This is a genomic window from Paraburkholderia sp. BL17N1, from assembly GCF_003634175.1.
Lineage (GTDB): Bacteria > Pseudomonadota > Gammaproteobacteria > Burkholderiales > Burkholderiaceae > Paraburkholderia.
Genome location: NZ_RBIW01000002.1, coordinates 126,396 through 149,487, shown reverse-complemented (window position 1 = coordinate 149,487; position 23,092 = coordinate 126,396). Strand labels below are relative to the sequence as shown.

Genomic DNA, 23,092 nt, shown 5'->3' with positions numbered 1-23,092 from the left:
CGAGCTCGCTTTGTCAACGATGGCCGCTAGCCATTGCCGCCCACTGAGAATCGCTTTAACCGTTTCGGAAACACTAACTTCTTGTAAAAGAAACACTCTTCGTAGGCATCCATGAGTCAAGAGAAACTTCACGTTGTTTTTCTCGATAGAGAGACTATTTCGCCTCAAACGGTGCTGAGGCCATTTCAGTTCGAACATTCAATCGACGTGTTCGAACGAACATCTCCCCAAGAGCTTGCGAGCCGAATTGCTCAAGCAGATATCGTAATCACAAATAAGACAAAGCTCGGTGCCGAGGCCATCGCTGGGGCCAAGAGGTTGCGAATGGTAGCAGTGGCGGCAACGGGCACGGATGTAGTTGACCTGGCAGCCTGTTCCACACGAAATGTTGTGGTAACTAACATTAGGAACTACGCAACGAATACTGTACCTGAGCATACGTTTGCCTTGATATTCGCATTACGGAGAAGCCTCGTCGCGTACTCCAACGCAGTCAGGAGGGGGCGGTGGCAGGATTCTCGTCAGTTCTGCTTCTTTGACTATCCCATCCAGGATTTGAAGGGTTCCACCATCGGCATCATTGGGGATGGACTGCTGGGGCGCGCGGTCGGAGCCTTGGCGCGCGCGTTGGGGCTTAACGTACTTTTCGCTGCCTACAAAGGCCGAAGCGACATGGGGCCGCTCTACACTCAATTCGAAGACGTCTTGCGAGACAGCGATATCATCACGTTGCATTGTCCGCTTATCCCGGCGACTCGCAATATGATTGCAGCACCAGAATTCGACCTCATGCAAAGAAAGCCGCTAATCATTAACACTGCGCGTGGGGGGCTGGTCGATGAGCATGCACTCGTGCAGGCGCTGCGAGAGGGGAAGATCTCCGGGGCGGGTTTCGACGTAACAGTTCAAGAGCCTCCCCCAGAGGACCATCCTTTCATGGAGCTCCGTGATACTCCGAACTTTATCCTTACACCTCACGTTGCATGGGCGAGCGATGAAGCCGTGCGGTCGTTGACGGACCAACTCGTCGACAACATCGAAGCATTCGTAAGCGGACGGCCTCGAAACGTGGTCGCGTAGCATTCCCGCTGAATCTTCCGGTAAGGGCTTGTGGACAAACTTCTGTCGCAGGCCCTTGCCACTGCTCGACATGAGGAACCCGCGTAACGCTCGTGTAGCGGGCGCCGTGCGGTGCAGCGCACAGTGTCGTCGAGAAGTTGAGTCGACTGGCGCATATTCTCCAGCCAGCGCCCGCTTTCCTTTTCCTCAATCGGCGCGCGCATGCGATCGATATGGCGCTTAAGCTCAGAAGCCCCGTTGAACTGCTTTCTCGTCCAGAAATTTCACCGCGGTCAACCCAAGTGGCGTCCATCCGCAGCGACCGCAAGACTCGAATCTTTGAGGATGCCGCACTGTGTGAGCGGCTGCCGCGGACCCACGCCATTCTTTCCCGTTCGCAGGTTCGCCTTGCCCGTGTAGCCGATGAGTTCGGGACGCTCCCGTTGGTACGAGAATGTGGTCGTGTCCTGCAGGATAAGTACCGGTCCGTCAGTGGCGTTCACTCGTTCAGCGCTCGCATGGAAATGTCCGCTCAAGATATCGCATTCGCCGACGCGGTTGTTCGACAGAAAAGAGCAGGGTGCCGAAGTCGCAGCATTCTGCTGCGAGGCGTGCGACTTCCCGAGTCGGCGAGTAAGGGTGGTCGGAACGATAGCCGGCGTTGTAATCCACGGGCGGCAAGGGCGGATTCGTCTGTATTACTCCCAGTATTTCCTTTGCAACGAGTTGTTGCATGCACGCGGAGGGGAGGTAGCTTATACCGAGGCCAGAGACGGTCAGCCCATCTGCGCAATCAGTTTGTTGCTGGAAAACACTTTCCGAATGTGATCGCCTTGGTCTTGCAGAAAGCGTCCGTACACCATCCCAGTTCCGGAGGCGTTACCTTGAGTGAGCAACGGAAACTGAGAGATTTCTGCGAGCGGAATGGGAATACCCGGGGGTACTAGCTTTGGCGCGCACATTCAGGAGTTTGGAACCGACGCCAGATGTCTCGATACATACGCCTCGCTCAGAGCTGCTCCGGGCACGACTATGAAATCGATGCTGTCTTCTGCGAGTCTCTCAGGAAGAACCGAACTCAGCTTCACTTCAGCTTCAACGATGGCTTTTGGATACTCTCGCTTGATTGCCGCTATCAGCTTGGGAAGCCACGTCAGCGCGGTCAGTTCGGTAACGCCCGTCGCAGCCGGCGTACCAACACTTCCTTTGCGCTGACTCGTTCGACAATCTCGTCTCGCCGTTCCAGCAATTCGTTTGCGGACACATATAGCTCCTCGCCCTTCTCGGAGCGAGCGCTACGCCGGCTTCGGTCGAACACCTCAAGATTGAAGGTGCTTTCGAACTCCTGGATGCGTTTCGAAGTAGCTGACCGGCTTGCATACAGCTTGCTCGCGCTGCTTCGAAGAAACCGAGCTCGACTATCCAGAAGAGCGCCTCTACTTGCTTGAATGTAAGCATCATCTTTTCACAACATGAATAAAAGAGATTAAATTACTTTAAAAAAAATCGCTTTTGCTCAGTTAATTTTACATCTATCGTTGCTCTATTAGGTGGCCGGTATGGCCGAAGAATTGCAGACGGAGCGATGTTGTCGGCAATCAGGCGAGCCAATGCACGCACCCGCAGTGCAATTGCGTTCGGCGCTTCAGGCTTGCTGCAACCGCATCTGTGAATCAGGAGAGCGCGCAGCGGCACTAGCGGCGGCGCAACTCGAACAGGAATGGCTAGGCACTGTACGCAGCCGTAAATCCCGGTGGCTGACTCTCATCGCAACCAAACAGGCTTCAAAATGAACTTTTTTTCCGACCGCATCAATCGAATCAAGCCGTCGCCTAGCATTGCAGCCAAAGCACTTGTTGACAAGTTGCGGGCGGAAGGTCGAGACATCGTCGACTTCACCATCGGCGAGCCTGACCTTGCCACACCGTCCCACGTCATCGAAGCAGCTGTAACGGCATTGCGCGATGGCGATACGAAATACACAGGTTCGAGCGGCACCCCGCAGCTGCGTAAGGCGATTGCCGAGAAGCTTGCCCGCGATAACGGATTGGACTACTCGGCCGAGAATGTCGTGGTGGGCACCGGTGGAAAGCACATTATCTTCCACGCTTTGGCCGTTACGCTGAACCATGGAGATGAAGTCATCATCCCCGCGCCTTTTTGGGTTTCGTACCCCGACATCGTAATGGTGAATGAGGGGATTCCGGTCATCGTCACAGGAGAGGCAAGCGACGGATTCAAGCTTTCCCCTCAGGCGCTGGAGGCGGCAATCACACCGCGCACAAAGTGGCTCATCCTGAATTCCCCCAATAACCCTACAGGTGCGGTGTACACAGCCGAAGAATTCGTGGCAATCGGCGAAGTACTCGAGCGGCACCCGCACGTATGGTTGATGTCCGACGAAATCTACGAGCATTTCGTGTACGGTGACGCCCGACACGTATCGCCGGTGCAAGCGATCCCTGGCATCAAGGAGCGCTGTCTGGTGGTCAACGGAGCGTCGAAGGGATATTGCATGACAGGATTTCGCATCGGTTTTGGCGCTGCTCCCGTCCCCCTTATCAAAGCGATTACCAAGCTGATTACTCAGACCACTACGTGTCCTAGCTCTGTCAGTCAGGCTGCTGCGATTGCGGCGTTCTCCGAGAGCCAAGATGCACCCCGCCAGGCCGGGAAAATTTTTGAAGCACGCGGACGGCTGATGGCGGAACTGCTAGGCGGAGCGAGAGGGATGGCTGTTGAGCCTCCGCGGGGAGCGTTCTATCTGTTTCCCTCGGTCGCGGGTCTATTGGGAAAGAAAACACGGGCGGGTTCAATACTTCAGACTGACCTTGACGTCGTTCGCTACTTCTCCGAGGAAGCCGGAGTCGCGACGCTCGACGGTACCGCATACGGAGTCGCACCATACCTGAGGTTGTCTTTTGCGACCTCCGAAGATGCGATTCGAGAAGGCTGCCGCCGCATTGTCCAGGCGTGTGCAGCTCTAAAGTAGGCCTCCTGGCTCGACTTCGGAAAGGCAGAGCGGTCGAGGCGCATGATCCGTGTCTCAGCTCACATTCGCGAACCCAGGCATGCCGCCGCTCGCGTTCGGGTGTCGGCTGATGACTGTTTTCAACCTGGTTATTGATCCGCGCGCTGGCTTTGACGAAAACGTGTCTGATTTGAGCCAGCGCGCGAATCTCGGCTTTCGCCGCCGGATAGCTGCGCAGCGGGTCGGTCAAGATCTTGCGCGGTGCTGCAGCACATGAGGCAAGCACGCGCTTGAGAACCGCTTCGCTGCTGCCTTGCCGCGGTGTATCTGCAGCAGGATATCGAGTTCAGCCTCGTGTTGATCAGCGGCGCGTCATGGCAGAAATGATCTCCACGTAACGTCATAAATACTTCGTCAGGGAAGGGAGCATTGCGTTCTTCAACGTGATGGATCCAGAACGCACAACGATCTTTTCGACGAAACCCCTCGTTGCGACGGCGCAGGACGCAATCGATTATCTGAACAAGGCGTGGTTTTCGGAAGGGGGCGTCATTGGAGTGGTAGACGGAGACAATGTCGGCCTCCTTGAATGCCCCTGGATAGGGCACGAGGTTGGTGCCCATCGAGGCCAGACGCGACCCGGAGAGAGCGCCGCTGGGCGGCAGTGGGTGCCAAGACACCCAGTACCTAGCTGGGGCAATCCAATCCGATCGTTAAACCATAGGGCCGGTCAATTGCAACGGATTCTTTTCAATGCAGGTCCCATTCGCGTGCATTGAAAGCCTGACGAAAATCGACAACAGATGTGGCACTGACCAGGCTTCTTATGCGTTTTCGGCATAGGAAATGAACTCCAATAGCGAACCGTCGGGATCTCGAAAATAGATGCTCGTTCCGTTCCCGCGTGATCCAAATCTCGGGAGAGGTCCTAATTCGATCTCCACATCATGGCGTCCAAGATGGCTGATCGCGGTCGAGATTGGACCGTCCCATTCGAAGCACAAATCGCTGCCGCCCGGCGCAACAGGTATGTGTGCCACAGGTCTCGGAGTCGCACCAGGCCCATGTAGGTTGAGTTGCCCACGTTCGAACCGATAGGCCCAATGGCCCTTATGCGGGACAACCTCAGCGAACAAGACATCCCGATAGAAGACATTTGAACGTTCCCAGTCTGAAACGTGCACAACGCAATGATCGAGTTTCACGTGCATTTTCCGCTCCTTATCTTCGCTGTTTTGTATCCATGCCCATTCATGTAATGAGGACAGTTCATCTGGATATCTCCAAAAGAGTATGAATCGGGTCAGTGCAGAGCTTCTTAGGGTGTTTTCTGATAGAAGCCTAGCTACCCTTAACCATTCTTCCACGCGAAAAAATTGTTAAAAAGCGATATTTTTATATGTGTTTCAATCGCTTTTTATCAGGTATTGCAGCCCCCCATCGCACGGCCGACGCCACGGCTCTTTGGCCGAAGCTGCTGCTCGATATTTGGATGACCTGCCGTGGATATTGCTCACTTCCAACACTTGCAGGCAAAAGAGCTCACGTTGCACCATACGCTGGCCGGAACGCCAGCTGCATTCATTCTGGTTGTGATAGGTCCGTGAGCGTACTCGCTAATTTTTAGTCGCGCTCGCCTGCGCGCGCCATGCTCCGTAGTGTCAACTCGACCTGCATCGATGCATCAACTTTAGAAGATGAATTAAAGAGATTTAAATTCATCGAAAAAAATCGCTTTCCGTCCGATTTGTGGAAGTTTATCGTGAGTCCGCTCATTCGTGAGAGTGGTTCGCGAACAAAAAGTACAGGGGAGGACGCAATGGAGAATGCTGATGGGCAGCTGTTCAGCGATGCGCTGATGCGCGTGATTAAAGAAAAGTTTCATTATGTTGATTCCGACTTCACGGGGCGCAAGCGGCTCTACTTTGACAACGCAGGTGGGTCATTCCGCTTAAAGAAGGCCGTTGAACGGTTCGCAGAGGTTGATTCCACGCCCGATAACCCGGAGCGAATACACGAGATTTCCCGCAAATTGCAGGTTATCCAGAAGTGCGGCGTGGAAGATGCTCGGCTAATCCTTAATGCATCAGATGGGACGGTTTATGCCTCTTTGACGGCTTCGGGAGCGATGTTCCAATTGGTCGAGGCGATAGCAGGAGCCGTCCCCGGGACTAACTTGGTCACGACGGTGCTGGAGCATCCGTGTTCGTTCGACGCGATGACCATGTATTCCGAGAAACTGGGTAAAGAGCTTCGCGTCGCAAGAAGCAACCAGGCTACGGGCGGAGTCGACGTGGAGGAAATCACTAGCTTGATAGATTCCGAGACGTGCCTGCTCAGCGTCATCTACGCTTCGAACATCACCGGTGCAAAGCTTGACCTTGAGCGAATCGTCCGAGCCGCGCGAGCTATCAAGCCAGATCTGTACATCGTTGTCGACGCAGTGCAGCACGCTCCACATGGAGTGATTGATTTAAAAAAGACGCCCGTTGACGCTATCAACTTCGCTCCCTACAAATTTTTCGGGTGTAGGGGCTCCGGCATTTCATGGCTTTCGCCTCGAGCGGCTAAGCTGCCTCATCACAAACTTGCAGCGAAACCAACGGATTTCTGGGATTTAGGTAGCGCAGCCCCGGCGCAATTTGCGGTCGTAAGTGAGATTGTGGACTATGTATGCTGGCTGGGCGAGCAGTTCGAACCGTCGTCCGACCGCCGAAAGCGCTTTGTCGCAGGCATGAAAGCCATCGGGCTCCATGAGCGAGCTCTTCTTACGAGGCTACTTAACGGAACTGAGGGGCTACGCGGGCTTCGTATGCTGCCGCGCGTGCAGGTACTTATGGACCACAGCGACCTTACTCGCCGCGACCTGATTCTCGCGCTGGCATTCGAGGATATCGCAGAGGTGGACGCCGTTAGGGAATACGAACGGCGTGGCGTCATTGTCTACGAAAGGGTTTCGACAAGTCTCTATTCCAAACGGATGCTCGAGTCATTTGGGTTGAGAGGCGCCGTCCGTATTTCCCCCTTGCACTGCAATTCGCCAGAAGACGTCGACGCCTTCCTCCGCATCACCGCTGATATTGCGGAAACTGTGGCCTCGAAAACTGGTAGATCGTGAACTTATCAATCGCACGTACTTCTTATGTCTGGGGAATTATATTATGTTGATCCGCATATATCGCAATATCTGTGTCAGTTCGCTATCGATGTTTCTGGTATTTGGTGTTAGCCATGTAAATGCCGATGAGATCGCAAAGATAGGTCATGTAGGACCCATTACAGGGGGCAGCGCACATCTCGGAAAAGATACGGAAAACGGTGCTCGCCTCGCAATTGAAGAAATCAACTCAAAAGGACTGGTCATCGGTGGTCAGAAAGTCCTCCTGAAGTTTGATCCTCAAGACGACGCAGGCGATCCGCGACAGGCGACTCAGATCGCGCAAAGACTCGTGGACGACAAAGTAGTCGCTGTGGTTGGGCACATGACTTCTGGTACTTCAATTCCAGCATCAAAAATATACAGCGATGCTGGAATAGTTCAAATTTCCCCAGCGGCGACTAATCCGGTCTACACTCAGCAAGGTTTCAAGACCGCTTACCGTGTAGTTGCGACCGACGCACAGCAAGGGCCCGCTCTGGCGGATTACGCATCGAAGATATTGCATGCGAGATCGGTTGCGATCGTCGATGATGCTACAGCTTATGGGCAAGGGTTAGCCAACGAGTTCGAGAAGCGTGCGAAGGCGAATGGAATGAGCGTGTTATCGCACGACGCAACAAACGATAAAGCGGTCGATTTTCGCGCGATTTTGACCAAGATCAAAGGCGAAAAACCTGACGTAATCATGTACGGCGGCATGGATGCTACCGGCGGCCCTTTTGCTAAACAGGAGGAACAACTCGCCATCTCCTCTAAAATATTGGGTGGCGACGGATTGTGTGCGACAACGCTATCACAGCTCGCTGGCGATGCCGCTGACAATGTCGTGTGTTCGATCGCTGGTGAGCCACTACAAAAGATGGCAGGTGGCGCGGCCTTTGAAAAGCGATTTGATGGCCGGTTCGGCCAGGCGGTACAGTTGAACGCACCGTTCTCCTACGACGCTGTGTATATTATTGTCGAAGCAATGAAGCGTGCAAATTCAATAGACCCGGCAAGAATATTGGCGGCAATGCCCGCGACAGACTATAGCGGGGTTCTTGGGAAAATTCAGTTTGATTCGCGTGGTGATTTGAGGAACAGTGTTATTTCTTTGTATCGTTACAAGGGTGGCATTCAACAATTGATCGACGTTGTAAAGTTGTAATGCAGATAGCAAGTGACGAAGAAGAGGAGAGGAGGAGAATAAATGGACAGGAGGGGGAGAGCGTCTCCCTTCCTTCTCCTTCTCTTTCCTCCCTTCCTCTTCGTGCCCCATAAGGTGTCAGCACGTATAGCCCAAAGTGAGAAGCGGCACCAGCGGTCTGATAGACATAGATATCCGCAAACCTTCTCGATGGATCCACCGCTGATTCTCGTTTCGGTGCGAAAGCAATCAAGCTTTAACGAATCAGAAAAAGCCGACGTCTCGTTTGGCGTGAACTTTCTTGCGGAGAGTCAGCAGGCAGTCAGGGCGCATTTCGGCGGCATGTGGGGTGGCTCACGCAAGCTCATGAGCTTGGGCATTACATCCTGCACCGACAACTCAGGGAGTCGTTGCAGTGCAGCGATGCCGACATGTTGAAGTGGTCCAAGGATGACAAGGACATCGAGGCGCAAGCTGACCTGTTTGCGTCCTACCTGCTGATGCCGCTCGACGATTACCGTAGGCAGGTCACGTCCACCGTCGATCTGGACCTGCTCGGGCGCCGCGCCAATCGCTATGGCATGTCGCTGACGGCGGCAATTCTGAAATGGTTCAGGCGCTTTCTTCGGAACGCGCAAGAGTGTCATTCCTGTGCCCCATGGAGCACTCGCTTCCAATCCCGACATCAAGCATGATCGGGCAGGCACGCAAATCCCCGCCCCCGTCTGGTTTCGGCATGCCAGCGCCGACAGCCGCTCCGGGAGATGAAGATCCATGCCGAGCAATACGGTGTCGTTCCAAGTCTGTTGCACCTGCCGCGCTCTGCAGACGTCTGGACGCCTCGGGTCGAGGAGCAGTAGCGGTGCGGTGCCGGTCGGCATGTCGAAGCAATCCGATCCCCGCGATCGGTTATCCCAATACGAACTGATGAAGGGGCTGCAATATGATCGTCGCCATCGCACACTACCTTTTTCCCCGCAAGCAAGGCAAGGAATCCTTGGTCGCGTTGTCAACCGTTGCGGCAGGTGTGATCGGCTCCATCGCAACCTTGGTAACCTTGGCCATGATAATTCTCAAACACTAAAATGCGGGTGATTCGCGATATCGCCCTCATGGCCAGACGGGGCCGCGACCTGCTGTTACTAGACTGCGCAAAACACAAACCTCCCGCGAAGACCGATCACGAGTTGGTATTTGAGTTCACGGGGGACGGATAGCAGCTGCGGCGCAGGATTTCCCGCTCTTTGCACCCAAAAGGTACGAGATTTGGTTCCCCGCGCTAATAGCAGGTTGCTGTGATGCAGCACAGAATTATCCCGGCCCTTTTAGTTCGTGGCTCCATAACCCCTCTAGGGCCGGCTTCCCGCACACTTTATGTTTCCGAAAACCACGCAGTCAGAGGCTGATGGGGTCCTCACGTAAACTTTAGCGTTTCTGCACAGATGTAACCTTAACGAAACGATGGCCCTCTGAGCTATTTTTTCCCGCAGACTTTAGTGTTCGCAGATACGTCTATCGGGAGACAACAAAGTCTGCGGGAAGCGGGAAAGGGCCGTTCAGAGACACTGATTTCCTGTCTGCCCCAATATGCGCCGGACGATCGCGGTCATTACCTGTGTTATTTCAGCCGCAAGCATCTGCCAGCCAGAATCCGGGTGTTCATCGACTACATGGCGGCGCAAACGCGCGCGCTCGATCTGCAATGCCTGACCAATGTGATGGCGGTGCCGGCACGCTGATTGGTGCTTTGGAGGCAACACAGTGCATCGCGGCGCAAGCCTTCCCGACGAACCGTCGCGCGCCTACGATCCACCTATACGCTGACGGCCCATCAAGGCCGGTCCGGCACACCATTCACAGAAAAAAACCATGAAGATCGTTTCAATCGGCGGTGGCCTCAGCGCCAGCGGGCTTGTCGGCGAGTGGTCTGCGCCGAACCAGAACGCACAACCTGAGGACAACACGCCGGCGGCACAGGCCATCCCGTGTTCGGAGACTGCGAGCTTGCGCGCACGGTTCAGCCGGTTACGAGCCGCAGCGTAGGCCAGCGGCTGTCAGCTGTCAGACACACACATGACGAGTCCTTTGTTTCCACCGCCGCTCACCCTGCTCGACAAGTACTTCGGGCAGGACTTTCAGCCACTGTATTCGACGACCGTAACCGTCTCGGGCGGCGAGGCGCATCATGGTCGAGCATCGGGTATCGTCCGCTCGGACGACGGCGAACTCGACCTCGAACTGCGCTTACCGGAGCCACTCGGCGGGCCGGGTGGCGGGACGAATCCCGAGCAGTTGTTCGCTGCCGCTTTTGCCGCATGTTTTCACGGCGCTCTGAACCTGCTCGCCGCGAAGGCGGAGATAGCGATTGCCGACGCGAAAGTGGAAGTTACTGTTGATTTCGGCCGCGATCCCGTCGATGGTCTGTTCAATCTGGTTGCACGGGTTCGCATTCACTTGCCGGGCGTCGAACCTTGTATTGCGGAGGAACTCGTGCGTAACACGGAACGCTTCTGTCCGTACGCGAAAATGGCGCGCGAGGGGATCGTGAGCGTCGTCGCGCTTGCGCGGCCGAATGGCGCAGCAAAGTCCTAATTTCGCGCGCATTTCGTGTGAACGTGAGGACCGTTGCGCCAGCAGGTTGAACCAATCATGGGGGCGCCTGTGCTGCAGCCATGAGACTCGAAAGCTAGACGTGATTCGCGATGCACGCGACTGCTCCCGAAAATCGCATGAGAACCGGAGATGTGTGGACTCGACCCGTGGTCGCAGATTATCGGACGCCTAAGCTCGCATTGGCATGAGGCCACTTCGACGGTTCGCCAGGCTTCGGGACGCGCCGCAAGCGACGCAGTCGCGCAGTGGCCGCGCGTGCGGTATACGGCGTTGCAACGATCAGGCGCATCGAATGGCAAACCGATACCACCGTGCTCGTTTCCTGGAGCGACGCCACGCGCGGCAGTTTGTTGGTCACGGACATCACCCCAGGAACGTCTCTGGCGATTTCTGCGACTTTATCGATCGGTGACACGTCCGACAGAGGCGTGCTGTCACGCTGAAGGCTTGAACCGTTTTCAGGCGCAACTATGCTGTAAGAGTCCAGGGCGCGTACGCAACAAAACCCCGAAAGTTCAGATGATTTCGTCCGTGTAATGCCGGTCCAAACGGACCGGGCGCAAGGCTCAATACGAAAATTTCGGTGTTTATGATGCGTTTCCCTCGTGCATGGCCGCTATCAGGCTTGTTTGGAGCTTGGATTTACTTATTGAGCGCACACTGCGCCGCGCTGCAACCGGCATCCGCGCCGCCATCTGCGTCTGCACCACTGACAGCGTCCGCGCCGATTCCTGAGAGTGCGGCACGCAGCATCGATCTGACCAACAAGCCTTGGCGCGGCGATTTCGACGCGATGCTCGAGCGTCGCATGATTCGAGTTCTCGCCCCCTTTAGCCGCACGCTGTACTTCAATGATCGCGGACACGAGCGTGGGATGACCGCGGACACCGTGCGCGACTTTGAGCAATTCGTCAACAAGACGTACGCCGATCGCCTCGGCAAGCGCCCGGTCACGGTCATCATGATTCCGACAACACGCGACCGGCTGCTGCCCGGGCTCAAGGAAGGCATCGGCGATATCGCAGCCGGCAATCTGACGGTAACTGAGGACCGCCTGAAGCAGGCCGACTTTGTTACCGCACACGCGCTTAAGCCGACGCGTGAACTCGTTCTGACTGGTCCCAAGTCACCGGCGCTTTCTGTGCTCGATGACCTGAAGGGCAAGACCGTCGACGTTCGCCGCCATAGCAGCTATTACGAAAGCCTGATTGCACTGAACAACCGCTTCCGGCAGGCCGGCAAGCCACCGATGCGGATCGTGCTGCTACCGGATGCGCTCGAAGACGAAGATGCGATGGAGATGCTGAACGTCGGCCTGCTTCAGATCCTGGTCGTCGATGACTGGAAGGCGCGCATGTGGGCGCAGATGCTGCCGAACGTCAAGGTGCACGAGAACATGGCGGTGCGGGAGGGCGGCGTCATCGGCTGGGCCATTCGCAAGAATAGCCCCCAGCTGAAGGCGGTGATCGGCGGCTTCTATGAGAAGGTCATCAGGAAGCAAAGCGTGACGGAGATCCGCCTCAAACAATACGCGCAGGGTGCGAAGCAAATTCACAACAACACGGAAAGTGCCGAACTCAAACGTTTCAGACAGACGGTGGCATATTTTGAAAAGTATGGCCAGCAGTACGATTTCGATCCATTGATGCTCGCTGCTCAAGGGTTTCAGGAATCGCAGCTCAATCAGGATGCGAAGAGTCGGGTGGGCGCGGTCGGCATCATGCAACTAATGCCGGCCACAGGGAAAGAACTCAACGTCGGGGACATCAAGGTTACGCAGTGGAACATTCAGGCTGGCGCGAAGTATCTTGATCAATTGATGACCCGCTACTTCCAGGATGCCCATTTTTCCGAGGTGGACCGGCCGTTATTCGCTTTTGCCAGCTATAACGCCGGGCCGGGGAACATCGCGAAGATGCGCAAGGAGGCCGCTGCCCGCGGACTCAACCCCGATGTCTGGTTCAACAACGTGGAGATCGTGGTGGCCGAGAAGATCGGCATCGAGACGACCACGTATGTGCGAAACATCTATAAGTACTACGCGTCCTACCGCCTTCTCAAGGAAGCGCAAGCGCAGCGAAGCCGCGTTGTTCGGCAGCGGAGCGGCTGACCCGGGGGCAACGCAAATCGCGTGGCCGACGGTTCCGCCGACACGCGGCGAGGCTGCTTCGCGTCTGGTGGAATGCGGGGACCGCGCGACGTGATTTTCGCCACTCCTCAAAGAACCCATATCGCATGCCAAATAGTCATTAAATAAATGACATTCATGCTCTCGTGAAATTGATCGGAAACACCGAGAATGCCTCTCAGCGCGGCACGGGCCGTAATCGAGGAGCGACAAACATGTTTGCAATTACCGGTGTGACAGGGCAGGTTGGCGGCGCGGCGGCACGCGCGCTATTGGACGCGGGGCATGCCGTGCGCGCCGTACTGCGCGACGAGAGCAAGGCGCAGCAGTGGGCGAAGCGCGGCGCCGACGTGGCGATTGCCTCGTTCGAAGACGCCGACGCGCTCACCGCCGCGTTCCGCGGCACGGCGGGTGTCTTCGTGATGGTGGCGCCGAACTTTGCGCCGCAGCCGGGCTATCCGAACGCCCACGAGGCCGCTGCGGTGCTGAAGCAGGCGCTGACGAAGGCGCGGCCGGAACGCGTCGCGGCGTTGTCGTCGATTGGCGGGCAGCGCGAGTCCGGCCTCGGCCTGATTACGCAGGTGCATATTCTCGAGGCGGCGCTCGCCGGTCTGCCGGTTCCGACGGCGATCCTGCGGCCCGCGTGGTTCATGGAAAATTCGCTATGGGATATCGCCCCGGCCCGCGACACGGGTGTGATGTCGAGCTTTCTGCAACCGCTCGAGCGCGCGTATCCGATGGTCGCCACCGCGGATATCGGCCGCGTGATCGCCGGCACGCTGACGCAGTCGTGGCAGGGCCGTCGCGTGATCGAGATTGAGGGTCCGCAGCGCTACACGCAGCATGAGATCGCCGCGCTGCTCGGCGGCGTGCTGGGGCGGTCGGTGAAGGCGCAGGCGGTGCCGCGCGATCAGTGGGAAGCGTTGTTCCAGGCGCAAGGCACGGCGTGGCCGGAGCCGCGTATCGAGATGATCGATGGGTTCAACTCGGGGTGGATCGATTTCGAGGATGGGGTGAACGAGCGGGTGGTTGGGGCGACCGCTTATGAGACCGTGCTGGCGGAGTTGGTGGCGCGGGTGGGGTAGATCGCGACAGGCGGCGTGGCGAGCGCCGCGCGCCCCGCCACGGCGGCAACACTCAAAAAATCGACTGCCCCGTATAAGTCGTCAACCACTCCAGCGCCAGCACCCCCGCTGCCGAGTTGCCGTTGCTATCCAGCGCCGGCGACCACACGCACGCCGCCATCTCGCCCGGCAGCACGGCGACGATCCCTCCACCCACGCCGCTTTTCGCCGGCAAGCCGACCCGGTAGACGAAATCGCCCGCCGCGTCGTAGGTGCCGCAGGTCAGCATCAGCGCGGAAAGGCGCTTGGCCGAGCTCGTGTCGAGAATCCGCTCGCCGGTGGCCGGCGCCACGCCGTGATTGGTCAGGAATAGCGCGGCCTTCGCCAACTCGACGCAACTCATCGAGATCGCGCATTGACGGCAATAAGCATCGACCACCACTTCCGGCGGCATCTCCATGTTGCCGAAGCTCGCCATGAAGTGCGCCATCGCGCGGTTGCGGTGGGCGTGCTGCAACTCCGACTGAGCGACGCGCGAATCGTAGTCGATGCTCGTTTCGCCCGTCAGCCGTCGCATGAATTCGACTAGCGCCGTCTCGGCCTGCACGAAGCGGCGGCACAGCACATCGGTCACGACCAGCGCGCCCGCGTTGATGAACGGATTGCGCGGCTTGCCGCGCTCGCTTTCAAGCTGGACGAGCGAATTGAACGCGGTGCCCGACGGCTCCCGGCCGACGCGTTCCCACAGCGCGTCGCCGAGCAACTGGAACGCGAGCGTGCAGGCGAACAGCTTGGAAATGCTCTGAATGGAAAAGCGCGTGTCGGCGTCGCCGGTGCGAAAGACTTCACCGGATACCGTGACGATCGCCATGCCGAAACTGTCGGCGGGCACCGTGGCGAGTTCGGGAATGTAATCGGCCACCTTGCCGGCGCCCAGATAAGGCTGCAGATCGCCGCGGATCTGTTCGAGGATGGATGCGTAGTTCATTGGGCTCGGACCGTTGGAGCCGCAATTCTACTGGCAAGCCGGAGCGAATTGCTCGTGCGTTACGTCGCCGTGCGCCGCAATCCGGCACGAGCGACGTTCGGCGAGCGCCTCGACCGGCTATGCTAATCTTGCTGCCTTTCTCGCAACAACCGGGCAAAACGGACTCCATGAGGGAGACTTTTGATCCAGACGGCGTCGAGCAGCCGGTCTTCGTGACCGGCGAGCGGTACGAGACGCTGGACGAACCCTTGGGCGCTTATCGTCGCGCGCGGCTGATCCACGCGAGCGCCGGGGTGCTGATCGTACGCACCGAAACCGAGCGCTGGGTCGTACCGCCGGGTCACGCGGTCTGGATGCCCGCGGGTTTGCTGCACCGCTTGTCCGCCGTCCATCCCGTCGAATTTCATTCGCTCTTTGTCGTGGCGGACGCCGCGCCGCTTCCGCCGTACAGCGGCGCCGTCGTGCCCGACCCGCTGGTCACGGCGTTGCTGATCGCCGCGGCCCGTCTGCCGCACGATCAACCGCTCGATGAACCGGCCACGCGTCTCGTGCAGGTGTTGCTGGACCGGCTGCCGGGTCTGCGCACTGCGCCGTTAGGGTTGAACTGGCCGCGCGATCAACGCGCTCAGCGGATCGCCGACGCTTTGAGCGCCAATCCGGCCGACGCCGCAGTACTCGAAGATCTGGCCGCAGCCGCCGGCGTAACGGCCCGCACGGCGGCGCGCCTGTTCGTCAAGGAAACGGGACAAACCTTCGGACAGTGGCGCCAGCAACTTCGCCTGCTCGTCGCATTGGAACGCCTGGGCGCCGGCGCGAGCGTCACGCAGGTGGCGCTCGAGGTGGGCTACAGCGACGTGTCGTCGTTCATTGCGGTGTTTCGGGACGCGTTTGGCGACACACCCGCGCGTTATTTCCGCTAACGCATCGCCGTCGCCCGCGGTAACAGGGTGCGCGGGTCGGCGTTAAAAACACTGTCGCGCTCAATGCGCGCCGGCCGCGTCCGGGCCACCGCCGCCCTTGGCCGGCCGCGTAATCCAGATCAGCGGAATGATCAGAATGAAGATGACCGCCGAGACGAAGAAGATATCGTTCAGGCCCATCATGGCCGCCTGCGTGTTCACGCTGAAATCGAATAACGCATGGGCCGATTGCGGATTCAGATGCAGCAGGGATTGGGTCGAATCGATCTGCTGATTGAACGTCGGGTTGTTGATGGAGGCTTGCTCGGTAAGCCGCGCGTGATGCAGGACCGTGCGGTTGTTCCATTCGTTGCCGGCGATCGAAGTGCCCACCGCGCCGCAAAATACGCGGGCGAAATTAGACAGACCCGCCGCCGCGGGAATCTTGTTTGGCGGCTGGCCGGACAGGATGATCGCGGTCAGCGGCACGAAGAACAGCGCCATCGGAATGCCTTGCAGCAGAGTCGGCAGCACGAGATGCCACGTGTCGATCTCGATCACATACTTCGAGCGCATGTAAAACACGATAGCGAAGCCGACAAACGCCAGCGTGGCGATCACGCGCGCATCCGAGCGCGGCAACACGCGGCCCATGACCGGCGCGAGGATCACCGCGAATATGCCGAGCGGCGCGGTCACGAGACCGGCGTCGATGGAACGGTAATTCAGATACTCCTGCATCCATTGCGGCAGCAGCACGAGGTTGCCGAAGAACACGCCATACGCGACCGAAATCGCAATCGTGCCGCCGAGAAAATTGCGCTGCTGAAACAGCCGCAAATCGACGATCGGATGTTCCTCGGTCAATTCCCACACGAGGAAGAATGCGAAGCTGATGAGCGCGGTAACGCCGAGAATCACGATCACCGGCGACGAGAACCAGTCGAGATCCTTGCCCTTGTCCAGCATGATCTGCAGCGAGGCGACCCACGTGATCAGCAGGCCGAGCCCGACCACGTCGATGGGCGGCTTGCGGGTCGGCGATTCGCGGGTGCGGTAGATCATCCACGTGACGCCGGCCGCGAAAATGCCGACCGGAATGTTGATGTAGAAGATCCACGACCAGCTGTAACTATCCGTGATCCAGCCGCCGAGCGCCGGGCCCGCAATCGGGCCGACGGTCGCGGTCATCGCCCATAAGGCGAGCGCGGTCGAGGACTTTTCCTTCGGATACGAGCCGAGCAGAATGGCCTGCGACAGCGGAATCAGCGGGCCGGCCACGGCGCCCTGGAAGATCCGCGCGAGCAGCAGGATCGGCAGCGTCGGCGCAATGCCGCACAACCACGATGCCAGCACGAACATCAGGATCGCGCCGACGAACAGCTTCACCTGGCCGATGCGCTGCGTGAGCCAGCCGGTAAGGGGAATCGACACGGCATTGGCCGCGGCGAACACAGTGATGACCCACGTGCCTTCATCGACCGAAACGCCGAGGTTGCCGGAAATGGTTGGAATCGCAACGTTCGCGATCGACGTGTCCAGCACGTTCATGAAGGTGGCGAGCGCGACGGCAATCGTGGCCAGCACCAGTTGGCCGCCCTTCAGCGGCGGCGGTGGTGCGGGCGGCGCCGCGGCGGGCGCTGGAGTGGGCTGGCTCAAACGGTTCTCCGGATCGGTGTGCCGCGGACTGCTGCGGCGACGTCGTATTGCATGCCCGCGCGAAGCGCCAGGCCGCAGGTCCGCTGAATGCTCGCAAAAGCATACCTGCATTCACGTTTGGACGTCATCGGCGCGTGCAAAGGCGGGGGCGAAAACAAATCCGGCAGCGTATGCTCGCGACTGAGACCGCACGCAGCGGGCGGCGCTATCCATGACATGACGCCGTCGCGCGTTCACGCATGCGGGACGACCATCCACGAATCAAGAGAGAAAGGGAGCGAATATGGTCTGGGAGCAATTCGAACACGGCTGGCGGCGCGCGCCGGTGAGCGCGCCTGCCAGAGGGCTGGTGGTGCTGATGCATGGCGTCGGCAGCAATGCGCGCGATCTGATGCCGCTGGCGGACATCTGGAGCGAGAGCCTGCCGGATGTGGCCTTCACGTCGCTCGACGGCACCGACGCCTTCGACGGCGGCTTCGGCGGACGCCAGTGGTTCAGCCTGCGCGACGTCAACGAAGGCAATCGCGAGGCGCGCGTCGCCGCGGCCTATCCGGCGTTGCGACGCATGCTCGAAACCGAACTCGCGCACTGGCAGGTGTCGTTCGGGCGGCTGGCGCTGGTCGGATTCTCGCAAGGCTCGATCATGGCGATGCACCACGTGGCGACCAGCGCCGAAGGCGCGGCCGGTGTGGTCGCGTATTCCGGGCGGCTCGCCTCGGTGATCGTCGCGCAAAACGGCACGGCGCTCACGCTGATCCACGGCGAGGACGACGAAGTGATCCCGGTACAGGAACTCGAATCCGCCGCCGACGCCTTCAACGGCGCCGGCTATACCGTCGACGCCTATGCGCTGCCCGGCATTGGCCACACGATCAACGCCGACGGCGTCGCGCTCGGCCAGGAGGCGCTCGAACACGCGTTGGGCGCTTTGTCGCACGGCTAAAGATTCTGAACCGCTTGCCGTTAACTGCTCATAAGTATGAAAATCACCCCCGCTGCGCGGATCGCGGAACGCCCGACAGGGCGGCCCAAGCGGCTCGGGTGACCGGGGGCGCATTTTCCAGACTGCCCGGTACGGGCGGATAACGACACATCAGAGCCTTCCTATGGCCAGACCGACGCCGCATTACCCGCTTTTCGATCGCCTGTTCCGTCAATCCGTGACGGTGGACCTCGGCACGGCCAACACCCTGATCTATACCGACGACGGCGGCATCGTGCTGAATCAGCCGTCCGTCGTATGCTTCCAGAAAGATACCGCCGACCGGCCCAAACGCGTCGCCGCGGTCGGCACCCAGGCGCGCCAGATGCTGGGCCGCGCGCCGACCAATCTCGAAGCGGTGCGGCCGATGCGTCACGGCGTGATCGCCAACTTCTCCGCCGCCGAACACATGATCAAGCAATTCGTCGAGATGGCGCGCCCTCGGCCGCTGTTCAGCCGGCGCGCCGCGTTCACGCTGTGCGTGCCGGCCGGCGCCACCCAGGTCGAGCGTCGCGCGATCAAGGAAGCGGCCGTGGCGGCCGGCGCGTGGAAGGTGAGTCTGATCGGCGAATCGCTGGCGTCGGCGGTCGGCGCGGGGTTGCCGGTGTCGGAGGCGACCGGGTCGATGGTGGTCGATATCGGCGGCGGCACGACGGAAGTCGGCGTGATCGCCCTCGGCGGCATGGCGTATAGCGGTTCGATCCGCGTGGGCGGCGACAGCTTCGACATGGCGATCGTGAGCTACGTGCGCAATCTGTACGGCGTGCTGCTCGGCGAGCAGACCGCTGAGCACGTCAAGAAAAACATCGGCTCGGCCATGCGCGATGTGCCGCGCGAGCACATGAACGCGACCGGCCGCAGTGTCGACGACGGCTTGCCGCGCACGGTTCAACTGAGCAACCACGATATCGCCGATGCGATCGAGGGACCGCTGCGTCAGATGATCGGCGCGGTCAAGCGCGGGCTCGAAGAAGCGCCGGCCGAACTGGTGACCGACATCGCCAATAGCGGTATCGTGCTGACGGGCGGCGGTGCGCTGCTCGGCAATTTGAGCCGCCGCCTGACGGACGAAATCGGCCTCGACGTGCGCGTCGCCGATGAACCGCTCACCTGCGCGGTGCGCGGCGCGGGCACGGCGGCCACCGCCGGTCTGCTGGACGAATTCGCTTACGAATGATTTTGCACGCGGCGCTTGCCGCGCTGTCCCTACCTACTGGTGAATCGATCTGTGTGCGCTTCGCCTTCTTCGGCATCTTTCATCGAACTGCGAAGCGGTTTGCGCATGCCTTACGTGGAAGCCGGCGAGGGTGAGTTGCTGTTGTTCGTGCACGGTTCGTTGTGCGACTACCGCTACTGGCAACCGCAGCTCTCGGGCCTGTCGACGCACTACCGTTGTGTCGCGGTGAGTCTCACGCACTACTGGCCGGCGGCCGATACCGCGCCCGGCCTGCCGTTCAGCTGGAGCGAGCACGCGAACGAAGTGGCGGAATTCATCGAGCGCTTCGGCGTTGGTCCGGCGCACGTGGTGGGACATTCGCGCGGCGGTTGCGTCGCGTTTCATTGCGCGCGGCGCCATCCTGAACACGTGCGGACGTTGACGCTCGCCGACCCGGGCGGTCCGTTGCAGATTGCCGGACGGCCGCCCGCGAGTCTGCCGGAAACGGTCAATGCGTTGCGCGCGAAAGCGGCGCAACTGATCGAAAGCGGGGAAGTCGAAGCCGGTCTGCAACTGTTCGTCGATTCGGTCAGCCGGCCCGGATTCTGGGCGATGAGCACGCCGGGTTTCCGCCGGATGGCGACCGACAATGCGCACACGCTGGCGCGTCAATTCCGCGATCCGCTGCCCGCCTATGTTCCCGAGCAGGCCGCCGAGGTGCGTTGCCCGGTGCTGTTGATCGACGGCGAGAAAAGTCCCGATATGTTTCGCCGCACGGCGGCCGCGCTGCAAAACTGGCTGCCGGATGCGCGTCGCGCAACAGTGCGCGGTGCGTCGCACGGAATGAACCTCGCGCACCCATCGGCGTTCAATCGCTACGTCGACGAATTCATTCGGTCAGTGAGCGGGCAACGTACGCAATAACCGCAATGAGCGCGTAATAAACGTGCAATCAATGCACGGCGACGCCGCGCCGGGTGGCTCGCGCTCGCGGCGATGATCCGCGGGCTGGCTCGATCCCGGCAACACTTCAAACGCTCGACCTCATGCCTTGCGATGCGCGTCTTTATCGAGCGCGCGTTCCGCCGCCTCGCCAACGAGTCCGTGATAGTACAGATGCACGCCGATCGCGAGCGAGTCGTTGCGAATTTCGTGGAACGCTTTCCACGCTTTCACGGGGTCTTTGAACAGCAGATAGTGCGCTTCCTGCGCGATCAGATCCGCGACTTCATGCAGGCCGTGTCCGTGCAGCACATCCACGAGCGCATCGAGGCTGCGATGCGTGCGCGCGTCGGTACGCGGGTAGAGCATATGCAACACCGCCACGTCCTGCGTTTTCAGCGCTGCTGAGAGCGCGACGACGATGTCCTGGTGATTCAGCGCGGTGACGATGTTCGCGTCGGTGTGGACGTGATCCGGAAACAGCGTTTCGAGCGAGGCGTTCATAAGGTCTTTCCTGTTCTTCTGGCTGATTAAAAAAGCCCGCCGCAGGACGGCGGGCCAAACACAGCGATGTGTTCGCAGGGGAAGCAAAACACGAATGCAGTATCGCAGATGCCCCCTTGCCTTCGCAGCCTGGCTGCCGCAAAACATTGTTGCAGTAAGTGCTCAGCTTTCATTTTGCTGGCAGTGGGCGCGGGTACGGCGGCGGCGCGGCCGGTTCCCCGCGGCATCCAGCCTTTGCAGGAGGACGCGCCGGCAACGAATGTTGCGCCAGCCGAGATGCATTGTTGCGGTCGATCGTCGCAATCGGAGGGCCGCCGGACCTTAAAATGCCGAGCGGAGCCTGAGCATGCCAACTCGCTTCTGACGATCGAGCATGCCGGCACGTGTGCGATGTGAAAGTAAAAGGAACGTGTAGATGAACTCGAAGACACACGCAACGCTGAGCTTTTCCGACAGCGACCAGACTATTGATTTGCCGATTTATCAGGGCACGCTCGGACCGGACGTGATCGACATCCGCAAGCTATACGGCCAGACCGGCAAGTTCACGTACGACCCGGGCTTCATGTCGACGGCGGCATGCAACTCCGAAATCACCTATATCGACGGCGACAAAGGCGAGCTGCTGTACCGCGGTTATCCGATCGACAATCTGGCGCAGAACGCCGACTTCCTCGAAACCTGCTACCTGCTGCTGAAGGGCGAATTGCCGAACGCGCAGCAGAAGCAAGAGTTCGCCCGGACCGTCACGCAGCACACGATGGTGCACGACCAGATGCACTTCTTCTTCCGCGGTTTCCGTCGCGACGCGCACCCCATGGCGATTCTGGTCGCCGCGGTCGGCGCATTGTCGGCGTTCTATCACGACTCGCTCGACATCAGCAATCCGCTGCACCGCGATATCTCCGCGATCCGCATGATCGCGAAGCTGCCGACGCTGGTCGCGATGGCGTACAAGTACACCGTGGGTCAACCGTTCGTTTATCCGAAGAACGACCTGTCGTACAGCGCGAACTTCATGCGCATGATGTTCTCGAACCCCGCGGAAGAGTACAAGGTCAACGACGTGCTGGTGCGCGCGCTGGACCGCATCCTGATCCTGCACGCGGACCACGAGCAGAATGCATCGACCTCGACCGTGCGTCTCGCAGGTTCGTCGGGCGCGAACCCGTTCGCGTGCATCGCGGCCGGTATCGCATGTTTGTGGGGCCCGGCGCATGGCGGCGCGAATGAAGCGGCGCTGAACATGCTGGAAGAAATCGGCTCGGTCGACAACATCCCCGAATTCATCGCGAAGGTGAAGGACAAGGATTCCGGCGTGAAGCTGATGGGCTTCGGCCACCGTGTTTACAAAAACTACGATCCGCGCGCGAAGCTGATGCGCGAAACCTGCCACGAAGTGCTGGAAGAACTGGGTCTGCACGACGACCCGCTGTTCAAGCTCGCCATGGCACTCGAAAAGATCGCGCTGGAAGATGAATACTTCGTGTCGCGCAAGCTGTATCCGAACGTCGACTTCTATTCGGGTATCGTGCAGCGAGCGCTGGGCATTCCGACGGCCATGTTCACGTGCATCTTCGCGATGGCGCGCACGGTCGGCTGGATTGCGCAGTGGAACGAAATGATCGCCGATCCGGAACAGAAAATCGGCCGTCCGCGTCAGCTTTTCGTCGGCGAAACGCAACGCGAAGCCGCGCCGCTGGCCGGGCGCTAAAGCGTCGGGGCGCTCAGCCGCCTCACGCCCGCGCGGCGCTCTCACGAGGAGCGCCGCGCCCTTCCCCTGCACGTCCTGTGCCACTGAAAAAAAACCGCAACTCTCCTGTGATAAGTTCGTCTGACGC

At 59.4% G+C, this 23,092-nt stretch carries 18 protein-coding genes and 2 pseudogenes; 15 read left to right on the top strand and 5 right to left on the bottom strand.

The window, feature by feature from the left end; translation table 11 throughout:
- Nucleotides 1-111 precede the first annotated feature (111 nt).
- Nucleotides 112-1,080: a D-2-hydroxyacid dehydrogenase gene (locus B0G82_RS20545; protein WP_116120992.1), complete on the top strand. Its 969-nt coding sequence runs from the start codon at nucleotides 112-114 to the stop codon at nucleotides 1,078-1,080.
- A gap of 941 nt (nucleotides 1,081-2,021) precedes the next feature.
- Here B0G82_RS20545 and B0G82_RS40505 read toward each other — a convergent pair.
- Nucleotides 2,022-2,186: a hypothetical protein gene (locus B0G82_RS40505; RefSeq protein WP_241974986.1), complete on the bottom strand. Its 165-nt coding sequence runs from the start codon at nucleotides 2,184-2,186 to the stop codon at nucleotides 2,022-2,024.
- 662 nt (nucleotides 2,187-2,848) lie between these two features.
- On the opposite strand from B0G82_RS40505, the gene B0G82_RS20535 reads away from it, so the two are divergent.
- The gene (locus B0G82_RS20535) at nucleotides 2,849-4,051 is read left to right on the top strand and encodes a pyridoxal phosphate-dependent aminotransferase (protein ID WP_121308841.1); all 1,203 of its coding nucleotides are present in this window, start codon (nucleotides 2,849-2,851) and stop codon (nucleotides 4,049-4,051) included.
- A gap of 82 nt (nucleotides 4,052-4,133) precedes the next feature.
- Here the strand turns inward: B0G82_RS20535 and B0G82_RS40500 are convergent.
- Nucleotides 4,134-4,446: pseudogene (locus tag B0G82_RS40500) on the bottom strand (DDE-type integrase/transposase/recombinase); the annotation flags it as partial.
- A 1,403-nt stretch (nucleotides 4,447-5,849) separates the two neighbouring features.
- Here B0G82_RS40500 and B0G82_RS20520 point away from each other — a divergent pair.
- The 8 genes and pseudogenes from B0G82_RS20520 (at nucleotide 5,850) to B0G82_RS20480 (ending at nucleotide 14,142) form a co-directional block, all read left to right on the top strand.
- The gene (locus B0G82_RS20520) at nucleotides 5,850-7,148 is read left to right on the top strand and encodes an aminotransferase class V-fold PLP-dependent enzyme (RefSeq protein WP_121310742.1); all 1,299 of its coding nucleotides are present in this window, start codon (nucleotides 5,850-5,852) and stop codon (nucleotides 7,146-7,148) included.
- A gap of 43 nt (nucleotides 7,149-7,191) precedes the next feature.
- A complete protein-coding gene (locus B0G82_RS20515) occupies nucleotides 7,192-8,337 on the top strand; it encodes a branched-chain amino acid ABC transporter substrate-binding protein (protein WP_121308839.1) in 1,146 nt (381 codons plus the stop codon).
- A 323-nt stretch (nucleotides 8,338-8,660) separates the two neighbouring features.
- On the top strand, nucleotides 8,661-9,011 hold the full coding sequence (locus tag B0G82_RS20505) for an ImmA/IrrE family metallo-endopeptidase (RefSeq protein ID WP_241974754.1): 351 nt from the start codon (nucleotides 8,661-8,663) through the stop codon (nucleotides 9,009-9,011).
- A gap of 248 nt (nucleotides 9,012-9,259) precedes the next feature.
- A complete protein-coding gene (locus B0G82_RS39785) occupies nucleotides 9,260-9,400 on the top strand; it encodes a hypothetical protein (RefSeq protein ID WP_158608175.1) in 141 nt (46 codons plus the stop codon).
- Nucleotides 9,401-9,881: 481 nt separating this feature from the next.
- A pseudogene (locus tag B0G82_RS20500) lies at nucleotides 9,882-10,055 on the top strand (LysR family transcriptional regulator); the annotation flags it as partial.
- A 334-nt stretch (nucleotides 10,056-10,389) separates the two neighbouring features.
- Nucleotides 10,390-10,908: an Ohr family peroxiredoxin gene (locus tag B0G82_RS20495; protein ID WP_116145279.1), complete on the top strand. Its 519-nt coding sequence runs from the start codon at nucleotides 10,390-10,392 to the stop codon at nucleotides 10,906-10,908.
- Nucleotides 10,909-11,518: 610 nt separating this feature from the next.
- Nucleotides 11,519-13,039: a transglycosylase SLT domain-containing protein gene (locus B0G82_RS20485; protein WP_116145277.1), complete on the top strand. Its 1,521-nt coding sequence runs from the start codon at nucleotides 11,519-11,521 to the stop codon at nucleotides 13,037-13,039.
- A 233-nt stretch (nucleotides 13,040-13,272) separates the two neighbouring features.
- Nucleotides 13,273-14,142 carry an NmrA family NAD(P)-binding protein gene (locus B0G82_RS20480; RefSeq protein WP_116145274.1) on the top strand — a complete coding sequence of 290 codons (870 nt, stop codon included), beginning with the start codon at nucleotides 13,273-13,275 and terminating at the stop codon, nucleotides 14,140-14,142.
- A gap of 52 nt (nucleotides 14,143-14,194) precedes the next feature.
- On the opposite strand, the gene B0G82_RS20475 is transcribed toward B0G82_RS20480, so the two are convergent.
- Entirely contained in the window at nucleotides 14,195-15,109 is a 915-nt protein-coding gene (locus tag B0G82_RS20475; protein ID WP_116121007.1) for a glutaminase, read from the bottom strand.
- Between the two features lie 167 nt (nucleotides 15,110-15,276).
- On the opposite strand from B0G82_RS20475, the gene B0G82_RS20470 reads away from it, so the two are divergent.
- Nucleotides 15,277-16,029 carry a helix-turn-helix transcriptional regulator gene (locus B0G82_RS20470; protein ID WP_121310741.1) on the top strand — a complete coding sequence of 251 codons (753 nt, stop codon included), beginning with the start codon at nucleotides 15,277-15,279 and terminating at the stop codon, nucleotides 16,027-16,029.
- Nucleotides 16,030-16,089: 60 nt separating this feature from the next.
- On the opposite strand, the gene B0G82_RS20465 is transcribed toward B0G82_RS20470, so the two are convergent.
- Nucleotides 16,090-17,667, bottom strand: coding sequence for a DHA2 family efflux MFS transporter permease subunit (locus tag B0G82_RS20465; RefSeq protein WP_116145272.1), 1,578 nt, complete (start codon nucleotides 17,665-17,667; stop codon nucleotides 16,090-16,092).
- A 283-nt stretch (nucleotides 17,668-17,950) separates the two neighbouring features.
- Between B0G82_RS20465 and B0G82_RS20460 the strand changes: the two genes are divergently transcribed.
- The 3 genes from B0G82_RS20460 to B0G82_RS20450 all read left to right on the top strand — a co-directional run bounded on the left by B0G82_RS20460 (nucleotide 17,951) and on the right by B0G82_RS20450 (nucleotide 20,729).
- Complete coding sequence (locus tag B0G82_RS20460; RefSeq protein ID WP_121308837.1) at nucleotides 17,951-18,610, top strand: dienelactone hydrolase family protein; 660 nt, start codon at nucleotides 17,951-17,953, stop codon at nucleotides 18,608-18,610.
- Nucleotides 18,611-18,773: 163 nt separating this feature from the next.
- Complete coding sequence (locus B0G82_RS20455; RefSeq protein ID WP_106277624.1) at nucleotides 18,774-19,826, top strand: rod shape-determining protein; 1,053 nt, start codon at nucleotides 18,774-18,776, stop codon at nucleotides 19,824-19,826.
- 105 nt (nucleotides 19,827-19,931) lie between these two features.
- Entirely contained in the window at nucleotides 19,932-20,729 is a 798-nt protein-coding gene (locus B0G82_RS20450; RefSeq protein WP_121308836.1) for an alpha/beta hydrolase, read from the top strand.
- A 120-nt stretch (nucleotides 20,730-20,849) separates the two neighbouring features.
- Here B0G82_RS20450 and B0G82_RS20445 read toward each other — a convergent pair whose 3' ends face one another.
- A complete protein-coding gene (locus B0G82_RS20445; protein WP_121308835.1) occupies nucleotides 20,850-21,251 on the bottom strand; it encodes a hypothetical protein in 402 nt (133 codons plus the stop codon).
- Nucleotides 21,252-21,666: 415 nt separating this feature from the next.
- Here B0G82_RS20445 and gltA point away from each other — a divergent pair, with 415 nt between their 5' ends.
- Nucleotides 21,667-22,965, top strand: a complete 1,299-nt coding sequence (gltA, locus tag B0G82_RS20440; protein WP_116145266.1) for a citrate synthase — start codon at nucleotides 21,667-21,669, stop codon at nucleotides 22,963-22,965.
- Nucleotides 22,966-23,092 lie beyond the last annotated feature (127 nt).